17 protein-coding genes are annotated in these 20,168 nt (G+C 43.7%); 13 read left to right on the top strand and 4 right to left on the bottom strand.

Features of this window, described 5'->3' with window-relative positions; genetic code table 11:
- Window positions 1–33 precede the first annotated feature (33 nt).
- From radA to panC, 3 genes are all read right to left on the bottom strand, one after another.
- Window positions 34–1,407 (bottom strand): DNA repair protein RadA, encoded by a 1,374-nt coding sequence (radA, locus tag ALKIM_RS0107085; RefSeq protein WP_026474025.1) that lies wholly within the window; start codon window positions 1,405–1,407, stop codon window positions 34–36.
- 340 nt (window positions 1,408–1,747) lie between these two features.
- Window positions 1,748–2,098, bottom strand: coding sequence for an aspartate 1-decarboxylase (gene panD / locus ALKIM_RS0107090; RefSeq protein WP_026474026.1), 351 nt, complete (start codon window positions 2,096–2,098; stop codon window positions 1,748–1,750).
- Window positions 2,095–2,949 (bottom strand): pantoate--beta-alanine ligase, encoded by an 855-nt coding sequence (gene panC / locus ALKIM_RS0107095; protein WP_026474027.1) that lies wholly within the window; start codon window positions 2,947–2,949, stop codon window positions 2,095–2,097. The genes panD and panC overlap by 4 nt, the downstream gene beginning before the upstream one ends.
- Before the next feature lie 351 nt (window positions 2,950–3,300).
- Here panC and ALKIM_RS0107100 point away from each other — a divergent pair, with 351 nt between their 5' ends.
- The 12 genes from ALKIM_RS0107100 (at window position 3,301) to ALKIM_RS0107155 (ending at window position 18,761) form a co-directional block, all read left to right on the top strand.
- Window positions 3,301–4,101, top strand: coding sequence for a glycogen/starch synthase (locus ALKIM_RS0107100; protein ID WP_026474028.1), 801 nt, complete (start codon window positions 3,301–3,303; stop codon window positions 4,099–4,101).
- 50 nt (window positions 4,102–4,151) lie between these two features.
- Window positions 4,152–5,597, top strand: coding sequence for a DUF4270 family protein (locus ALKIM_RS0107105; protein WP_026474029.1), 1,446 nt, complete (start codon window positions 4,152–4,154; stop codon window positions 5,595–5,597).
- 178 nt (window positions 5,598–5,775) lie between these two features.
- On the top strand, window positions 5,776–6,567 hold the full coding sequence (gene nagB, locus ALKIM_RS0107110; RefSeq protein WP_026474030.1) for a glucosamine-6-phosphate deaminase: 792 nt from the start codon (window positions 5,776–5,778) through the stop codon (window positions 6,565–6,567).
- A gap of 106 nt (window positions 6,568–6,673) precedes the next feature.
- The gene (locus tag ALKIM_RS0107115) at window positions 6,674–9,238 is read left to right on the top strand and encodes a LamG-like jellyroll fold domain-containing protein (protein ID WP_026474031.1); all 2,565 of its coding nucleotides are present in this window, start codon (window positions 6,674–6,676) and stop codon (window positions 9,236–9,238) included.
- 234 nt (window positions 9,239–9,472) lie between these two features.
- Window positions 9,473–11,011 carry an SUMF1/EgtB/PvdO family nonheme iron enzyme gene (locus ALKIM_RS0107120; protein ID WP_052345463.1) on the top strand — a complete coding sequence of 513 codons (1,539 nt, stop codon included), beginning with the start codon at window positions 9,473–9,475 and terminating at the stop codon, window positions 11,009–11,011.
- 14 nt (window positions 11,012–11,025) lie between these two features.
- The gene (locus tag ALKIM_RS0107125; protein WP_026474033.1) at window positions 11,026–12,372 is read left to right on the top strand and encodes a Gfo/Idh/MocA family protein; all 1,347 of its coding nucleotides are present in this window, start codon (window positions 11,026–11,028) and stop codon (window positions 12,370–12,372) included.
- Between the two features lie 53 nt (window positions 12,373–12,425).
- On the top strand, window positions 12,426–13,775 hold the full coding sequence (locus tag ALKIM_RS0107130; RefSeq protein WP_026474034.1) for a Gfo/Idh/MocA family protein: 1,350 nt from the start codon (window positions 12,426–12,428) through the stop codon (window positions 13,773–13,775).
- 19 nt (window positions 13,776–13,794) lie between these two features.
- Window positions 13,795–14,523, top strand: a complete 729-nt coding sequence (locus ALKIM_RS0107135) for a 3-keto-disaccharide hydrolase (protein ID WP_026474035.1) — start codon at window positions 13,795–13,797, stop codon at window positions 14,521–14,523.
- Window positions 14,524–14,554: 31 nt separating this feature from the next.
- Complete coding sequence (locus tag ALKIM_RS0107140) at window positions 14,555–15,403, top strand: sugar phosphate isomerase/epimerase family protein (RefSeq protein WP_026474036.1); 849 nt, start codon at window positions 14,555–14,557, stop codon at window positions 15,401–15,403.
- Between the two features lie 125 nt (window positions 15,404–15,528).
- A complete protein-coding gene (locus tag ALKIM_RS0107145; RefSeq protein ID WP_044117797.1) occupies window positions 15,529–16,443 on the top strand; it encodes a glycosyltransferase family 2 protein in 915 nt (304 codons plus the stop codon).
- A 3-nt stretch (window positions 16,444–16,446) separates the two neighbouring features.
- Window positions 16,447–18,462, top strand: coding sequence for a tetratricopeptide repeat protein (locus ALKIM_RS0107150; RefSeq protein ID WP_026474038.1), 2,016 nt, complete (start codon window positions 16,447–16,449; stop codon window positions 18,460–18,462).
- Between the two features lie 29 nt (window positions 18,463–18,491).
- Window positions 18,492–18,761, top strand: a complete 270-nt coding sequence (locus ALKIM_RS0107155; RefSeq protein ID WP_026474039.1) for a hypothetical protein — start codon at window positions 18,492–18,494, stop codon at window positions 18,759–18,761.
- Window positions 18,762–18,872: 111 nt separating this feature from the next.
- On the opposite strand, the gene ALKIM_RS0107160 is transcribed toward ALKIM_RS0107155, so the two are convergent.
- Window positions 18,873–19,478 carry a riboflavin synthase gene (locus ALKIM_RS0107160; protein ID WP_026474040.1) on the bottom strand — a complete coding sequence of 202 codons (606 nt, stop codon included), beginning with the start codon at window positions 19,476–19,478 and terminating at the stop codon, window positions 18,873–18,875.
- Window positions 19,479–19,753: 275 nt separating this feature from the next.
- Between ALKIM_RS0107160 and ALKIM_RS0107165 the strand changes: the two genes are divergently transcribed.
- A complete protein-coding gene (locus ALKIM_RS0107165; RefSeq protein ID WP_026474041.1) occupies window positions 19,754–20,158 on the top strand; it encodes an OsmC family protein in 405 nt (134 codons plus the stop codon).
- Window positions 20,159–20,168: the final 10 nt, after the last annotated feature.

Below are 20,168 nucleotides of genomic sequence, written 5' to 3' on the forward strand. Positions count from 1 at the left end.
AGGTTCAGGCAAAACGTCCTGAACCTTTTTTCTTTAAGCGAATAGTTGTTTAAAGGCTTCTTCCAGTTTGCCAGCCTGAACCACTCTGATATCAAACTTCTTAAAATCGATACCCTTGTTGTAACGAGGCACTACAATGGTTTTAAAACCCAATTTTTCAGCCTCTCCAATGCGCTGTTCGATACGGGTCACGGGGCGTATTTCTCCGGATAGCCCTACTTCACCGGTAAGGCACACCTCTCGTGATACCGATAGGTCGGTATTAGACGACAATACGGCACTCACCACCGATAAATCGATTGCCGGATCACTGACACGCAAGCCGCCTGCAATATTGAGGAAAACATCTTTGGCAGCCAGTTTAAACCCGGCACGCTTTTCCAACACTGCCAACAACATGTTTAAGCGGCGCAAATCGAATCCCGTAGAAGAGCGTTGCGGCGTACCGTATGCAGCAGTACTGGCCAATGCCTGGACCTCAATTAAAAATGGCCGCATACCTTCGATGGCAGCAGCAATGGCAATGCCACTCATATCCTCATCCTGATGCGCAAGAAGCATCTCACTTGGATTAGTAACTTCACGTAATCCATTGCCTTGCATTTCGAAGATTCCAATTTCCGATGTTGAGCCAAACCGGTTTTTAATTGACCTTAATATCCGATACATGTAATGTCTGTCTCCCTCAAACTGAAGCACCACATCAACCATGTGTTCAAGCACCTTAGGTCCGGCCAGACTTCCTTCTTTGTTGATATGACCTATAAGCAATACAGGTAAGGATCGCTCCTTTGCCACTCTCAAAATTGCAGCTGTACACTCCCTGATTTGTGACACACTGCCGGGCGCCGATTCAACCCCTTCGCGCTCCATCGTTTGCACAGAGTCTATAATTAGTAAACCCGGATTGGTGTTATCGATGTGATTGATGATTTTCTCGAGGGATGTTTCACTCACTACAAGACAATGTGCACCTTGATCCTTAGATAACCTATCGGCACGAAGCTTAATCTGCTGCGGACTCTCCTCTCCTGAAACATACAGCACGGTATGGGAAGTTAACTGCATCGCCATCTGCAATACCAAGGTTGATTTTCCGATGCCAGGTTCACCACCCAAAAGCACCAGTGCTCCTGGCACCATTCCGCCACCAAGAACACGGTTAAACTCACCGATTCGGGTGTCGATGCGCGGCACCTGGTCAACAGCCACTTCGTTTACCGGCACCGGCTTGGTTCTCGCAGATGCGGATGATGGAGAAGCTGAGAGCGAACCCGATTGCTTTCCAACAATGGCTATCTCTTCCACATAAGTATTCCATTCACCACAAGAGTAGCATTTTCCTATCCATTTAGGAGATTCAGAACCGCAATTCTGACAAACGAATACTGTTTTGCTTTTTGCCATTAAAATTTTGTTGATGTGGAAATACTAAATAAACTGGAAACAGTGACAGCCTTGATATGGTCATCTCCTTTCATGCATACACCATACACAAACATGGCAAGTGGCCGCACTTAAGGATATAAATCTCCTCACAAACTTAAAAATCTTGTTGTAATGCTGGATGAACAGACTTCATACTCTTTGATTGGTGATACAAATATCACTATTCTTAAAAAGTGAGTCTGCTATCTTCTGTATTTTATACAAAAATGTAAAAACTTTTCGGATACGCACTAAAAAACCGGCCTTCGAAAGAAAACCGGCTTTATGATTTAGCATTACTTAATGCCCTTTTGAGCGATTAAATAAGTTTGTTTGTAGCTGTATCGGGAAAAATAAAGATTGGCGAAAATGTTTTTGCTTCTTCATAGGACATGATAGCATAGGTAATGATGATAACCACGTCTCCGACAGCTACTTTACGGGCTGCTGCGCCATTAAGACAAATAACACCAGATCCCCGCTCCCCTTTAATGACATAAGTCTCGATTCGCTCCCCGTTGTTATTATTAACCACCTGAACCTTCTCGTTCTCCAGAATGTTGGCCGCTTCCATTAACTCCTCATCAATGGTGATGCTTCCCACATAGTTCAGATTGGCCTCCGTTACAGTTACATTGTGTAACTTTGACTTCACAACATGAATGTTCATGACATGTTTTTTTTGTAAATCACGTTATCAATAAGCCTTATTTCACCGGCAAAAACTGCGATACAGCCTACTATGTAATCGCTTTCTTCCCAGTTTTGCACAGACTGCAAAGTATCTCCATCCACTATTTCAAAATACTCAACTTCCAGTTCCGGTGCACTGTTTATGCTTTGAGTGACAAATTCCACAGTACCGTTTATACTGTTGGACTTTGCAAAATTACAAGAATCAAACAATGTTTGTGCTATTATTGGTGCATTTTTTCGCTGTGCGGCCGTCAACAGCTGATTTCTTGAGCTCATTGCCAAACCGTCGGGTTCCCGAATAATGGCACATGGCACTATTTCGATATCGTATTTAAGCTGTCGCACCATGTCATTAATAACTGCAAGCTGCTGAAAATCCTTTAAACCGAAAAAGGCTTTGTCGGGTTTCACCAAATCGAACAAACGGCTGACAACCTGTGCCACACCATTGAAATGTCCGGGACGATAAAATCCTTCCATGACCTTATCGATAAGGCCAAAGTCAAAAAACCGATTATCAGGTTCAGGGTATATATCTTTAACAGTTGGCGCAAAAACAAGTTCACACGGGGTGGGTTTCAGCAAGTCAAGATCCTTCTGCAAATCTCGCGGATACCGTTTTAAATCATCTGGGTTGTTGAATTGTGTGGGATTCACAAAAATGCTGACCACAACCACATCAGACTGCATGCCGGCTTCTTCCACCAGAGAGATGTGCCCTTCATGCAGGGCGCCCATGGTAGGCACAAAGCCAATTATTTTACCTGATGCTTTAAGTTCTCTAATCCTATCTGCCAATGCAGCGGACGATTCCAATACTTCCATTACTTTAGGAATAAAAAAACGGGGCAAAATAAAGGAATAAATGTCAAACAATAAAAAAATGAAACCTTAAAAATCCTTTCATTATGAATAAAAAAAGAGCCTAAACCACCCGAATCAGGCGCAAATAAGCGCATACACCGTGATAACTCTCTTTGTTTTAGAACCATATTTTTTATATTTTTGCAAAGTCATTGCTTTAAAATAGCATTTGTGGTGGATAGATTGTCCCCACAAGTAAACAACAGAAATGGTTTCTGCCGGTAAGTATGCCGTTGCTTGCAACCATTTTATTTTTTGGTCGTCGTATCATAAAAGGCCACCACAACCAGTATCAACTTTTTCTAAAAAGAAATGGAAAAAACCAAAGTCTTATTCATCTCCCAGGAAATTACACCTTATCTTCCAGAAAACGCAATGTCGGTTTTAGCGCGCAATCTTCCACAGGGAATTCAGGAAAGGGGGAAAGAAATAAGAACATTCATGCCGCGCTTTGGATCCATTAACGAACGACGCAACCAGCTTCATGAAGTCATCCGTCTTTCCGGAATGAACCTTATTATAAATGACACGGATCATCCACTTATCATTAAAGTAGCTTCCATTCAGGCAGCCCGAATGCAGGTCTACTTTATCGACAATGAAGATTATTTTCAAAGAAAAAACACCATTGCCGACGACGATGGCACTGAATTTGATGATAACGACGAGCGTATCATCTTTTTTGCACGCGGGGTATTGGAAACCACAAAAAAACTCAGATGGGCGCCAGATTTGGTTCATTGTCAGGGATGGTTTACAGCATTGGCACCCTTGCTGATAAAGAAAACCATGCATGATGACCCATTCTTTTCGGAAGCCAAAGTGGTTTACACCGTTTATGACGACGCATTTAGCACAACGCTGGACAAAAAAATGAAACAAAAAGTAAAAGCGCTCGGCATAAATGAAAAGGAGATAAAACTGTTGGAAGACCCTACGTATGTGAACCTCACCAAGCTGGCCATCAACATGTCAGACGGCGTGATACAGGGGAGTGAGCAGATTCATCCGGAGATTGCCCAATACATCAGCGAAAGCGGGAAACCATTTCTAGGATATCAGAATGAGGAGACTTATGTAGATGCATATAAAGACTTCTACGACACAATTTAAACGCACAATTTTATTCCAATAAAGGAAATAACAACATTTTTAACAATTGTATGCAATACAAAAAAAACAGGCTGACAACCATTTTATTTATCGGATTAATTTCAGCCCTTTTCACCACTGCGTGCGATAACGATCCCGCAACCCTCGGTCTGGAGATACTTCCACCCACCGATTTGATTGATGCCAACACACAAAGTGAGATATTGCGGGGCACCAACATACATCCAGAACGTATTATATCAGATGGCAGCTCTCAGAATCCATTTGCCGTTATCGGGTATTTTAACGACCCTCTGTTTGGACATACCAAAGCCGATTTCGTAACAGAAATAAACATAACGGAATCGTACCCGGGTTTCCGGTTCAATCCGGAATCGTCAAAAATTGAGCCTGAGAAATTCGCTGTTGATTCGCTGGTTTTATACCTGACATACACCAAAGACATGTGGTATGGCAACAAAAATGCCGAACACACCATACAGGTATATGAACTAAATGACAGACTAAGCAGTACGCAGCGCTACTTTAGCAATGAGCCAATGGATGGTCGCTATTTCCCGGAACTGCTGGGCGAAAAAACCACCTCAGCCTATGCAGGACTTACCGACTCCATCTGGAACCAGGCCAATTTCAGACATGAATTGGCCATTCGCTTAACCGACGAAATGGCGGAGCGTTTCTTTAACTTATCGGCAAAAGACTTGGCGCACAGAGATTCAATTAAGGATGCGTTCAACGGGTTTTACATCACATTGAAAGACCCTTCAAACCCATCATTACCCGGTTCTCTTATTAAAATTGATTTAATGAATGACCGCTCGAAGCTTGTATTACACTACCGTCGCGAATACTGGGAAAGAAGAGACAATGGCTCTGAAGTACTCCTTCAGGTTGACCCAATGGCATATAATTTCCCTATAAACATAGAGTCCCGTTTTTTCAATCGGTATACGCATGAGCATGGCAGCAAAATACCGTTTAATACGCCATCGGCAGATCGCTTATACATTCAAGGTATGGCAGGAAGCAGGGTTGAGCTAAACCTCGATTTTCTGTATACGGCATGGAAAGATTCACTTATCAGCACGGATAACAGTCCGTCGAAGTTTGGAATTAGTGGTGTTGAGTTGGCATTTTTTGCAGATACGCTTGCTATGAAAAGCACAGAAATACTGCAAACTCCATTTGCCACCCAGCTAATTATTCAACAATTAGATGAAAACGGCAGATTGGTATTCCCAACAGGTAAGGATAAAAACGGGGTGACACATGCCGCTTTTATAAACGCAGGAGCCACCTATAATGCCTTACAAAACCGCTATTTCTTCAGAATGAATCAGGCTTACTTTGAAAAAGTAGTAAAAGGCGAAATTGAACCTACACCATTCTATCTGGGCATTTCACAACCCGAATATAACTTTAACAGGGTAATACTATTCAACGATATTGAAGAGTTAAACCCAAAGGTTAATGTGAAGTATGTGAAGTTTAAATAGACTTATACAAATAAAATTGGAAACTCCGCCGGTACCATTCCTGCGGAGTTTTTTTGTTTGTCGCACATCTATTGTTCGGATGATAAATTGAAAAAACAGGGTTATATTTGTGTGGTCACCCCCATTTTCGACAAAAAACATTGAAAATTTCCCTTTTAGTAAACACAAAATCAAAATCATGCGACTAATTATTCAACCGGACTATCTGGCCATCTCGGAGTGGACAGCAAGCTATGTTGTTCAAAAGATTAACAACCATAAAGGATCCGGACCCTTTGTGCTTGGACTTCCAACCGGCTCATCGCCACTGGGAACCTATCAAAAACTCATCGAATATCACAAAGCCGGGAAAGTTTCATTTAGCAATGTGATAACTTTTAATATGGATGAATACATTGGGATACCACAGGATCATCCGCAGAGCTACCACTCCTTTATGTGGAAAAATTTCTTCAGCCACATAGACATCCGTCCGGGCAACGTGCACATTCCCAATGGCAATGCCGCTAATCTGGAAGAGGAGTGCAAACAATATGAAGAGAAAATGGCCGCATTTGGAGGAGTAGATCTCTTTTTGGGAGGAATAGGCCCCGATGGCCATATTGCCTTTAATGAGCCTGGTTCATCACTAACATCGAGAACGCGAATAAAAACACTCACCTACGACACCATTCTGGCAAATTCACGTTTTTTTGACAACGACCCGTTAAAAGTGCCTACAACTGCTTTAACTGTGGGTGTAAGCACGGTGATGGATGCCCGTGAAGTATTAATCATTGCCAATGGTCACAACAAAGCGCGTGCTTTGCGGCAAGCCGTTGAAGAGGGCGTTAACCACATGTGGACCATTAGTGCATTGCAACTGCACCCCAAAGGCATTATTGTGTGTGACGAAGCTGCTACAGCAGAACTCAAAGTAGGAACTTACAACTACTTTAAAGATATAGAGAAACACAACCTGATGATTTAATCAACGAGCCAAAACAGCCCGTTGCGAGATAAAACTACCGCGTTAAATATTGTAAATTGCGCTGCGAATCGTTACATTCACAGCGCAATTTTGCAATCTTGCTAAAATGACCAGACAAAGGCTCCGTGTTCTTATATTGATATTTATATTCGTCATCGCTAATATAGCAACAGATGCGCAGCGTAGACGAAGTGGGCCTGCCATGTTCTCAGACCAGATTTTTCTGGTTTCGAACTACTCAGACCTCAACAACCACCTCGAAAAAGAGAATCTGCATCCCGACGCGCTTCTGCAAAACGGCGTACGTGGTTTTCAATTGCGGTTAGTTGTAGATACAGACTCTGCCATTATCCGAATAATTACCCCTCAACAAAAAGAGTTTCCCTTTTCCACCTTTTTGGAGCAAATCAGACATTTTTTGTATGAACGCCCCGAGCAAGCTCTGATTCTTTTTTTAGACTATAATTTTCCTTTTTTCTATCTGGAAACGGCACTGAAAACCCATCAGCTGTTTGATAAAATTTATGTGGCAGATGGGCATGACGCCTGGCCATCTACACACATCATGACAGAGAAAGGAAAACAGATTGTTTGTTTCACTTTGCAACGAAATCAGGATGCGCCCACTGGTTTTTACTATCTGTGGGATTACGCTGTGGAACCCCACTTTTCGACCGCATTGGAGCCAGAGTTTCACGGAACCTATGCCCGAGGACGTGCTAGCAATCCGTTTATGTATTTTTCGGGATACAACCTGCCACGTGACACCACCGGCCTCGAAATCCCATTCCTAAAACTCAACATCAATGAAAATCCCTATCTCATCTCGCACCTTATCAATTTATGGAAGAAAACAGGTAAGCGACCAAATTTCATTGTGCGAAATTTATATCACCCGGTATTTGAAGCACTTATTTTTAACCTAAACTCTCACAACTCCATTAGCGGAAATGTTACTTACAACCTACAACCGTTATCACATGTAAGTTGGGATGGCTCCTATCAAGCCATCACCAGCGGGCACTATTCTTTTCCCTTTTTAGCCGGCGAAGACCTCTATCTGCAGCCATTGAAACCCGGCTACCGGTTTATACCCGAAAGAGCCAAACTCACGAATGTGCGCGATGACATGTCTCAAAATTTCATTGCGATGCCACTTGATTTGAACTATCGTCTGGTGGCCTATTATCCATTTAACAACAGTGCCAGAGATGAAGGACCCCGGCGTTTTCATGGAAACAATTCGGGTGTTGAATTTATTGAAGACCCGATAAGGGGGCAAGTAGCTATTCTTCAGGACAACACCTTTATTCAACTGCCCGATGCGGAAAAAATGGGACTTCACAACAATGACTTTACTGTGAGTGTATGGCTAAAAACCACTCCTCCACTTGAGGAACGTCGCGATTTAACCATTTTGGGTACCGAAGAGGTGACTTACCGGCAAGGTTTGCACTTACAGTTACGTTACGGCTTACCCTATTTTGGATTTTATGCCAACGACATTGTAGGAAGCAACGTTGTTCGGGCCAACGAATGGGTGCACGTGGTATGGCGATATACCAAAAGTACGGGCGAACAGGCAATTTTTGTGAATGGCCGTCCTGAGGTTGTTTCGCAAAAACACCCTTCGTATATGGGAAGGGGGAAACTACACGTTGGACGTGCCATACAAATGTATAACTACATGAGTGGCTATCTGGATGATTTGGCCATTTGGGACAGGCCTTTGGGAAATGAAGAGATATGGAAACTTTATCAGGAAGTGGTACCAATTTACCAGCCACCACCATTTCACCGACAGTGGATGTGGGTGATTCCGGTATTAGTGATACTGTTTCTTCTGTTTTGGTTTATAAAGCGAAAAAAACAACCTGCTGTTAAGGAAACCGTTGCAACCACGAAAACAACCAACACCATTGATATTTCGATGCACGATGGAAAGTGTAACAGCATAAGGGTATTTGGTGAGTTTGAGGCCATCCAGCGCGACGGTACCGATATTTCCATTCAGTTCACACCCAAGGTGCGCCAATTGTTTATTCTATTGTTACTTTACAGTCAAAAACCAAAACGAGGAATCTCGTCCGATGAAATAAATCAGATACTTTGGCACGGACATACAAAGAAAAACGCTACCAACAACAGAGGCGTTAACATGAGTAAGCTCAGGCAGGTTCTGAGCCTGATGGATGGGATCAAAATAGAAAACCAGATGGAAAACTGGCTACTCACCATCGACCGAAAGGTAGTTTTCTGTGATTATATTGAGGTGCTACGGATACTCAAAAACAAATCGACAATTGGCGATCCAGAAGCCTTCAGTGTTCTTTTTGAGATGATTGAACGCGGGACATTGCTAATGGATATGGAAGAGGAGTGGCTTGATGAATTTAAAGGACACATGGCGTCTGAAGTAATTGACACCCTGTTAAGACAAGCCACAGAGGCACCACTCTCCGAAGATACAGATATGATACTAAAAATATCTGACCGCATCTTTATGGGCGACCCATTTAACGAAGAGGCTCTCGAACTTAAAATAACTGCACTTTTGAAACAAAACCATGTGAACCAGGCAAAATACACCTACCAATGGTTTGCCGACAACTATGAAAAAGCACTGGGAGAGCAGTTTTCCAGACCATTTGATGCGTTTTGCAATCGTTAACAAAGGTTGGTTTTTATACTTTATTCCACTTTGCTCAAGGCTGTAAAACGCTAAAATTTAGACAAATTCTAAAATAGCCACCAAACATCGCCATGAAGCTCAATACCAACATATTAACCTCGTAAAAACAACCTTGTTAATACAGAATTAATACCCTTGTAATTGACCCCTAAGCGCCTTTTAACAAGAGCTTAGCCATTGTTACGTAAATTTGTGGTTCTAATTTATTAAATAATGCCTGGGAGAAAATTCATAAACCGACTCGTCGGATTTTATCAGCGAAGAAAACCACTTGTCTGGTTTACCGCAGGAGTTATTGCCATGCTGCTCGCAATTTATCCTTTTAACAAAGCGGTTCACTATACCGGCACCAATGAATATTGTTTTTCGTGCCATGTGCATGACCATGCGGAGGAGAGCTGGCGCCTATCGCCGCACGTCAACAACCAATCGGGTGTTGTCGTAAACTGCATTGATTGCCACTTGCCCCCAAAAGGACAGGGACATATATGGGCAAAAATAAAACATGGTGCCAAAGACGTATATGGCTTCCTGTTCAAGGACTCGGCAGATTACAACTGGGAGGCCAAACGCACAGTGGCCGCAGCCAATAAGTTTACCTATGAATCGTCGTGCGTAAAATGTCACAGCAACCTGTTTCCCGTTGGTTTAAGTGTAGACGGTGTGGACAGTCACTTGCACTATGAGCGTAACCGTGATGAAATGACCTGTTTGAATTGTCACATGCACACCGGCCATCACAACCCGAACTACGTACATGCTCAAAATGTTGGTTTTGGCCAGCGCGATGAGACCGGTGAAGCTTTCGCCTATGCTGCCAAAATAGATACATTTAAAAACTTCACTGAGTTTATTCCTGGAACCTCCGTCTCTTTTGAGATGGTAGCCATTCCGTCCGGCACCTTTATAATGGGAAGTCCGGAAAACGAACCTTACCGAAGAGACGACGAAGGGCCGCAGAAAAAAGTTCATATCAACCGCTTTTTTATGGGCAGGATTGAAGTTACATGGGATGAGTTTCTGGCATGGTTCAACGCCACTTCATCGGAAGGAAGGCTAACCACAGAGGAGCGGGCTCAGATTGATGGATTCTCAGGAGCCACACCTCCCTGGGGCGCACCCGACCAGGGCTGGGGAACAGGACAACGACCAGCCATCACCATGACCCATTACGCTGCGGTGGAGTATTGTCGTTGGTTGTCGGCCGTGACTGGTAAGCGATACCGATTGCCCACCGAGGCAGAGTGGGAATATGCAGCAAGAGGTGGCACGCAAACGCCCTATTTTTTTGATGGCAGTCCTAAGAAATACTCCACACGTTTTTGGTGGAATAGAATTTTTGGTCCAGAGACAAGCAACATATCAGAATATGCCATCTACAAAGAGAATAGCCAAAATAGAACTGCTTTGCCACATGACATCAAAGAGAATCCCTTTGGATTGGTGAATATGCTTGGCAATGTGGCTGAATTTTGTCTGGACTACTATGCCCCCGACGCCTACGCCCACTATGAAGAAGAAGTGTTACATAATCCTCTGGCTCCTCGTCGTGGACGTGAGAGGGTGGTGCGAGGCGGTTCATTTATGGATGATGCGGCAGAACTTAGAGTGGCAGCACGCAGCCATACAAGAACCGAAGACTGGCTGCGCACCGACCCCCAAATTCCAAAGAGTGTATGGTGGTATTCCGATGCCCGACATGTAGGCTTCAGGGTGGTGTGTGAAGCAGACCCAAATGTGATTTCTGAATAATTAATCAAGACATCATGGAAAACAAAAAACATATCGACAGAAGAAGTTTTCTTGAGCGCACAGCTATTGCCGGCACAGCAGGAGTGATTGGTGCTGCCTTTTTATCGAGTTGTTCTAAAAAGAGAAGTGCCAAAGAACTGGGACTCCCCCTTCTGGATGACCATGCGCCACATGGCCGAAAACTTAAAGCAGGACTTATTGGCTGCGGACACAGAGGAACCGGTGCCCTGCTCAATTTTTTGAGCGCCGGCCCCGGACTTGAGGTAGGAGCTCTAGCCGATGTTTTTCCTGAGAAAATTGCCGATGTAAGACAACGACTGGAGCGCTATAACATCACAGTACCTGATGACAGATGCTTTGCAGGATTGGATGGATACAAAAAAGTGATGGAGTCCGATGTGGATGTGGTTCTGCTGGTAACACCCCCCTTTTTCCGTCCTGAACACTTTAGAGCGGCCGTAGAAGCAAAAAAACATGTTTTCATGGAAAAACCAGTGGCTGTTGACCCGGTTGGCATACGTTCTGTGATTGCATCTGCCCGTATGGCTAAAACGCTCGGATTAAATGTAGTAACCGGCACTCAACGACGGCATCAGCGCGATTACATAGCCACCTACGAACGTATTGCCAATGGCGCCATCGGAAAACCAGTGGCTGCTAAAGCTTTCTGGAATCAGGAACATGTTTGGTTCAGACGCAGACAGGAAGGCTGGACGGATATGGAATATATGCTGCGCAATTGGAACAATTACACATGGTTAAGCGGCGATCACATTCTGGACACCCATATCCATAACATCGACATTGTAAACTGGTTTATGGAAATGACGCCTCAGGCTGCCGTTGGCTATGGCGGAAGGCATAGACGTGTTACGGGCGACCAATATGACTTTTTTAGCATAGATTTCAACTATGGCAACGGCATATCATCGCACAGTATGTGCCGCCAAATAGATAATTGCGCCAATGGTGTAGGTGAGATTATCATGGGAACCAAAGGGTATACAAACTGCTTTAACACCATCTACAATCTGGATGGCAGCATCAAATGGCAATATCAATACCCGAAAGATAAGGATGGCAACCAGATGACAACCGTTAAAATTTCGCCCTATATACAAGAACACATACATCTGGTTACCGCTATACGAACCAACCATTATGTAAACGAAGGAGAACAAACAGCATTGTCAAACCTGACGGCCATTATGGGCCGGGAATCAGCATACACCGGCAAACGAATCACATGGGATGAGATATACAACTCAAATCTCAAACTGGGGCCAGAAGATCTTACTATGGACAATGTGGATATGTCGAGATTTGTAACGCCCATCCCTGGAACCGCTGTAAGAGGTTAAAATAGGCACTAATATTGAAAATATTGATTCGAAAGAACTGAAAAAATAGCATCATGACACAAACGAGACGAAATTTTTGCAAAACCAGTGCCGCCGTAATTGCCGGAGCCGGTCTGGTTTCATCAGTACCAGGGCTGGCAGGATGTTCCTCTCCTGTAAAGAAAGTGCGTTACGGGGTTATTGGGGTAAATGGAATGGGATTGACCAATATTATGCGTTTCATGGAGCAGCCCGACACGGAACTGGTATCCATGTGTGATGTAGACCAAAACATCCTTAACCGAAGAGCCAACGACGCCAAAGAGTATTTTAAGAAAGTGCATGAAAAAAGTGGCGACGCATCTGTTCAGGAGCCCGACATCAAACTATATACCGACTATCGGGAGCTTATTAAAAATGACAACCTTGATGCCGTAATAATTGCAACGCCCGATCACTGGCACTGTTTGCCATTTTTGGAAGCGTGCGAAGCCGGGATAGATATTTATGTTGAAAAACCGCTTGCCAATACCATTGGTGAATGTATGGTGATGGACGCTTACGCTAAAAAACACTCCCGTGTGGTTCAGGTTGGTCAATGGCAACGAAGTGGGCAACACTGGATTGATGCAATGGATTATGTGCATTCGGGACAACTAGGTAATATACGCACGGTAAAAACATGGGCATACCTCTCATGGCTTAAACCAACACCACGACCCGATGGTACACCTCCAAACGGCGTGGATTATGACTTCTGGTTAGGCCCTGCCCCATTAAAACCATTCAATCCCAACCGATTTCACTTTCATTTCAGGTGGTTTTGGGATTATGGCGGTGGCCTGATGACCGATTGGGGTGCACATCTTATTGATTTTGCTCTCTACGGAATGAAAGCCCACATGCCAAAATCAATCATGTCGTTGGGAGGTAACTACAGCATTGACAAAGCTGCAATGGAGACACCCGATACCCAGATGGTGCTTTATGAGTTTGATAACTTTGTGCTGCAATGGGAACACGCCATTGGCATCGACTTAGGTCCATACAATCGCGGACATGGCGTTGCGTTTATCGGTGACCGTGGTACATTGGTGGTGGATCGCGGCGGATGGGAGGTTATTCCGGAGAAACCCGGACAGGAAGGTTCTTTGCAAGCAGTTCCCAGAAAATCTGGCGACGGAAACGATGCAGCCAACCATGTGCGCGATTTTCTCGATTGTATTCGCAGCAGGAAAACACCCAGAGGATCCATCGAAATTGGCAAAAACATAGCCATCATCTCACACATGGGAAATATTGCACATCGAACGGGCGATAAACTATATTGGGACGATGCTAAAAAAGTCTTTGCAAATAACGAGAAAGCCACCGAACTAATCTGGCCACAGTATCGCACACCATGGAAACTTCCACGCATCTAAAAATAAAATCCAACAACTAATGAAAACAATTGCTTTCACAATTCTGTCAATTCTTTTTAGTATGACATTACATAGCCAAAAACCTGAAGATACTGAGGATTGGTCGAGAAGGCCAGAAATAGTAACTCCCGGACATAACAACGCACCGCCATCGGATGCCATTGTACTTCTGGGTGGGAATGAAACACTTTCCAACTGGCAGCATCAGGATGGAAGCGCCATAAATTGGGAAATAAATGATGGCGTGCTCACTGTAAAAGCTGGCACAGGCGATATCCGCACCAAATCGGGCTTTGCAGATGTACAGTTACATATTGAGTGGCAATCGCCTGCCGTTATTCGTGGCGAAGGCCAGGGGCGTGGTAACAGCGGGGTGTTTCTGATGGATAAATACGAAGTGCAGATCCTTGACTCATACGAAAATGAAACTTATTACAATGGTCAGGCAGGAAGTATCTATAAACAATACATTCCCTTAGTGAATGCCGGCCTAAAACCCGGAGAATGGCAAACCTATGACATAGTTTTTACAGCACCCCGGTTTGGTGAGGATAAAACCCTTGTTAGCCCTGCTTATATGACTGTATTTCACAACGGCATACTTATACAAAACCATGTGGAGTTAATGGGGCCTACCATCTACATTGGGTCGCCTGAGTATGAATACCATGAAAAGAGACTGCCCATCAGACTTCAGGATCATGGTGATGCTGTTTCGTATAGAAATATTTGGCTGCGGGAACTTTAACAAAAGAGTATAACCCTTAAATAGATCCAATATGAAAAAAATCACAGTATTACTATTATCCTCACTATTGCTTATGACAATTTCGTGCCAACAGCCTCAAGTCAACAAATTTCCATGGGAGGATTATGGATGGAAACTAGCCGTTCAGGCCTATTCATTTAATCGATTCACTTTTGAGGAAACATTGAATTTTGCCAAGGAACTGGACCTGAAATATATTGAAGCCTATCCCGGACAAAAAATTGGTGCCGGCAGCGAGGGTACTACCCATTTCAATATGAGCAATGACGATCGTGAACTGGTTCGTTCGCTGCTAAAGAAACACCAAATTGAGATGATAAATTATGGTATTGTTGCTGCCAACTCGGAAGAGGAATGGGAACAACTCTTCTCATTTGCGGCCGACATGGGCATACAGACCATTGGCAGTGAGCCAGATCCAATCTGGATGGATCTGATTGATGAGCTAACTGTAAAATATGACATTCAGTTGGCCATTCACAACCATCCACCTCCAACTCGCTATTGGAATCCAGAAACAGTAGCCGAAACAATAGCCGGAAGAAATAGCCTTATTGGCGCTAGTGCCGATAATGGCCATTGGATGCGCACGGGTATCGACCCCATAGTTGGATATAGTATTTTAGAGAGCAGGATTAAATATCTGCATTTTAAAGACATGAGCGCATTTGGTGAAATGGATGCCCACACAGTGCCTTTTGGAACCGGTGTGCTTGATATGCCAGCAACTCTGAAACATCTGCGACAGATTGGTTTTAAAGGAGTTATAACCATAGAATATGAGTGGGATTGGGATAACCCTACACCAAAAATTGCAGAATCCATTGCTTATCTGAAAGAGATAACTGCAAATCTGTAATTTGAGAAAGGGGCTAACGCCTTGTTTCATCTCAACACATTTGCGAGTTTTGATTCATACTAAAAAAGCACCGGATTCTCATTAAAAATGAGAATCCGGTTGCTCTCCAAAACATTTACAAAGTCATGCTGTCAGTAATCATCCCGGTATATAACGAAGTCCAAGTTCTGCCCGTGCTTTTGGAAAGGCTGAAGGCGTCTCTGGAAACAATCGGAGCATACGAACTCGTCTTTGTGGACGATGGCAGCATTGATCACACACTTCAAATTCTCACACAGCATCATCAAGCCGATTCACGGATTAAGATTATTGAACTGTCCAGAAACTTTGGGCATCAGGCAGCCATCACCGCCGGGCTTGAACATGCCAAAGGTGAATTCATTGCGATGATGGACAGCGACTTGCAAGACCCACCTGAATTACTTCCTGAAATGCTTGAGATATTGCAGCAGGGAAGATTTGATGTGGTAAATGGTTTCAGACAAAATCGCGAGGAAGAGAGTTTTAAAAGGCGGTTTATGACGCGGCTCTTCCACAAAATTTTCAGTAACATAAGTGGCCTCGAAGAGATTGAAAATACCGGGCATTTCTCAATGATAAACAGGGAAGCACTGAATGCTCTGCTGGCGATGAAAGAGAAAACGCGCTACATCCCCGGGCTGCGACATTACATCGGATTTCGCCAGACTCAGATAGAATATTCCCGTCAGGAGAGGCTATCAGGCAAATCTAAAATGCGATTTTCAGCACTTTTCAGACTTGCGCTCGATGCCATGTTTGCATTTTCACGCTTCCCGTTAAAGCTATGTCTTTGGCTTGGTATCACCGGGGTATTCGTCTTTTTTCTGGCAGGCATACATGTACTGTTATCCAAATTCACCGGATGGGCACCCGTTGGATGGTCGTCAACCATGATAAGCATCTATTTTCTGGGTAGCATTCAACTCACCTTTCTTGGTGTACTTGGCGAGTATATCTATCGCACCTATCGCGAAAGCCAAAACCGACCTATCTATTTTATCCGTAAAAAGTATTTGTAAAAGATGACCGGAAGCCGCTCTGTTAGATATGTAACCCTGCTGATTCTCGTTATTCTGTTGCCCATCATGCTTTATCTCTCGCTCGATGCCGGCATCTCAGGTGATGAATATCTGCATTTGGAGCAGGCCGAGGCGGTGGTTGATTTCTACACCTCCTTCGGAAAAGACACAACAGCACTTCACACACCTGTAACCAATCTGAAATATTACGGACAAAGCTATGACAACCTCGCATCGCTCATTGCCCGCATCACAGGCGTTGAAGATATCTTTACCTTACGCCATCTGATGGCAGCGCTTGCAGGATGGAGCATCATCCTTTTGGTGGTTATGGTTTCGGTGCGTTTGAGCGGATGGCGCACAGCGCTCGCTGCGCTGGCATTCATCGCACTATCGCCGGGATTCATCGGCCACTCCTTTAACAATCTCAAAGACATACCGTTTGCATTGAGTTATCTGGCATCAATCTATTTTCTTTCGCGATGGATTGACGAATGGCCCCTACCTGATAAAAGAACCATTGCAGGACTAATCTTCAGCATCGCTTTTGCAATCAGCATCAGGCCACCGGGACTCATCGTAATTGCCTATCTGGGATTGATTACCTTGATAATGTTCCTGAAAAACCAACATTTAATAATCCGGGACCGTTCTCTCTTGAAAAAAACAGCAGTTACCATTGCAGGAATATGCATTGCAGGCTATTTTCTGGGATTGATATTCTGGCCGTTTGCATTGTTAAACCCCATTAAAAATCCAGTTGTTTCGCATTTCCTGATGGAATCCTATCCAGTTACCATACGTCAACTCTATATGGGGAAACTCGTCTGGTCCGATATGCTTCCCTGGCACTACCTTCCCTGGATGATGCTTATTACCATTCCGGTAATGATTCCGGTATCAATGCCGGGACTATTCATTAACCTGAAAAAAAGCAACAACCGCCCATTGCTCTTTCTGCTAATATTCAGCACAATATTTCCACTTGTATACATCATCCTAAAAAATGCCAATGTTTATGGTGGATGGCGACATGTATTGTTCATATACCCGCCAATCGTTATACTGTCAGCACACGGTTTGTCTCAAATCCGTGATTGGATTAAAAAAAAATGGGGGATTGTGTATGCCAGGCTTTTTCTGGTTATTCCAGCCATGCTCCTCATTCATCCATTATCTTTCATGATAAAAAACCACCCACTTCAATATCTTTATTTCAATCAAATAACAAGTGGTTATCATGGCGCTTTTGGGAAGTATGAGGCAGATTACTATTTCCACAGCATCAGGCCAGCAGCCGAATGGCTGCAACAGCATCTGGAAACAAATGACCTATCAGGTAAAACCATCGCATCCAACTTTGAGACAGCCTGGTTTTTCAGACATAGCAAAGCAGCCACATCGCACAAACACACATCTTTCTACAACAGGAGCTTCGAAAACTGGGATTATGCCATTTTTTCGGCCACATACCTACATGCGCATACCCTTAATGAACAGTGGCCTCCGGCAGGAACAATCCATACCATTAACTTAGAAGGCCGTGCCGTATGTGCTGTTGTAAAGCGCACTACTTTGAACGATTTCGATGGATGGATAAAATTGCAAGAGGGAGATACTTTGGAAGCCATTCGATTGTTGAAGCAAGCCACTGAAATAGACCCTTCACTCGAAGGCGCCTGGCTTAACCTCGGCCGTTCATATCTCCGAATTAAGGATCACGATGCCGCCCTTGAAGCGTTAAACAATGCCCTAATGATACACCCGGCCTTTGAACCGGCATTGTTCGAAAAAGCAAAAGTTTTCTTTGAAATTGGCAAGGATGAGCTTGCTGTTGCCACGCTTGAAAAAATTCTCGGTTCAAACCAAAAGTATCTTCCGGCATACATTCTGATGGCCGACCATCTGGAAAAAAACGGTGACAAAATAAAAGCCATCGAATACCTCCAACAGAGTCTTAAAATACAGCCGTCTTATCGTCATGCCAGAGAAAGACTTTTACAACTCACTAAAAATTAATAATTTTGTATAACTAAAATAAGCAGATTATGAAGAAGTTTTGGATGACTTTCATGTTGGTTGGCGCACTGATTTTTGGTGCTGCAAGCCTCAATGCCATCATGGCGCAGTACGACTACGAATACGAAACCGTAGCTCCTGACACAATTTCAATTGACGATGCCGACCCGATACTATTCAGTGAAGAGAATTTCACGGTAACACAGGAGAAGAGCCGCACAACAACTTACATCGTTGTGGTTGCCCTGGCAATAGTAGCAGGCTTTGTGGTTTACAGAGTTACTTCAAAGAAAAAATAGCGATTTGGCTCCTGCAAAAGCAGAGAACCAAAACTGTTTAGGCATTAAAACGAAACAGGCAGCAACTCCTTCACATAAGGTATTGCTGCCTGTTTATATTTTCTCTGATTGCTACTCCTTAAGGCCCATCAGTCGACTAATGTATTTACCCAAAATATCAAATTCAAGATTTACGATTGACCCTGGTTTAATCTGATGAAAATTGGTAAACTCATAAGTGTATGGAATGATGGCAACAGAAAATCTGTCATCACGGCTATTTACTACAGTCAAACTCACACCATTAACACATACCGAACCTTTCTCAACAGTCATGTATCCCTGGGCAGCCTTTGCCTTATCCACATCATATCTGAAAGTATAATACCAGCTACCATCGGCCTCTTTAAGCTCGACACATTCAGCAGTCTGATCCACATGTCCCTGAACAATGTGTCCATCGAGTCGTCCGTTCATCACCATGCTGCGTTCAAGATTTACCTTATCGCCCACTTTTAAATTTCCGAGGTTTGATTTGTCAAGCGTTTCCTGAATGGCTGTTACGGTATAAGTGTCACCCTCCTTTTTAACCACCGTAAGGCAAACCCCATTGTGCGCCACGCTCTGGTCAATCTTCAGCTCATTGGTAAACGAACATTTTAGCGTAAGGTGAAGGTTTGATTTGTCTTTTTCGAGACCTACCACCGTGGCGGCTTCTTCAACTATTCCTGAAAACATATATTTTGTTTTAATTGGTTTCGGATGGTATTTCAAAGTTGAACTTCGGAACAAAATCTGCCATTATCAGTTTCAACTTTACCAGAACAAATTAGATTATATTCGCATTGATTGTGCTAATTTAGTAACAATTTCCGAAATGATGGCCTCAGGTTTGTATTGAGGTTTCACTCGCAGGCAAATTGTTTTCGGTATTGCTTAACCAGCTTGATTGCACAGCATTATTGATATCGGTTTCAAAACATCTGAAACCCGCACCTTTAAACAACATTAAAATGATAACCGTAAAGACTACCTATTTGGGCAACCTGCGCACTGAGAGCATCCATCTTCAGTCAGGCACTAAAATAGTGACCGATGCACCAACCGACAACCGAGGTAAAGGTGAATCATTTTCACCCACGGACCTGCTGGCCACCTCATTGGGCACCTGCATTCTCACCATTATGGGCATCAAAGCCATGGACCACCACATCGACATTGAAGGAACCCGTTTGGAAATCACCAAAATAATGGCCAATGACCCACGACGTGTATTTGAAGTGGTGATGGATTTTCACTTCCCGGATAAAAACTACTCAGAGGAAGAGCGGCAACTCATTGAAAGCGTTGCAGGTATCAGCCCCGTTCCGCTAAGTGTGCATTCAGAACTGAAACAAACCGTTCGTTTTCATTGGTAAATACTAAATT

The sequence above is a fragment of the Alkaliflexus imshenetskii DSM 15055 genome (genome assembly GCF_000517065.1).
Lineage (GTDB): Bacteria > Bacteroidota > Bacteroidia > Bacteroidales > Marinilabiliaceae > Alkaliflexus > Alkaliflexus imshenetskii.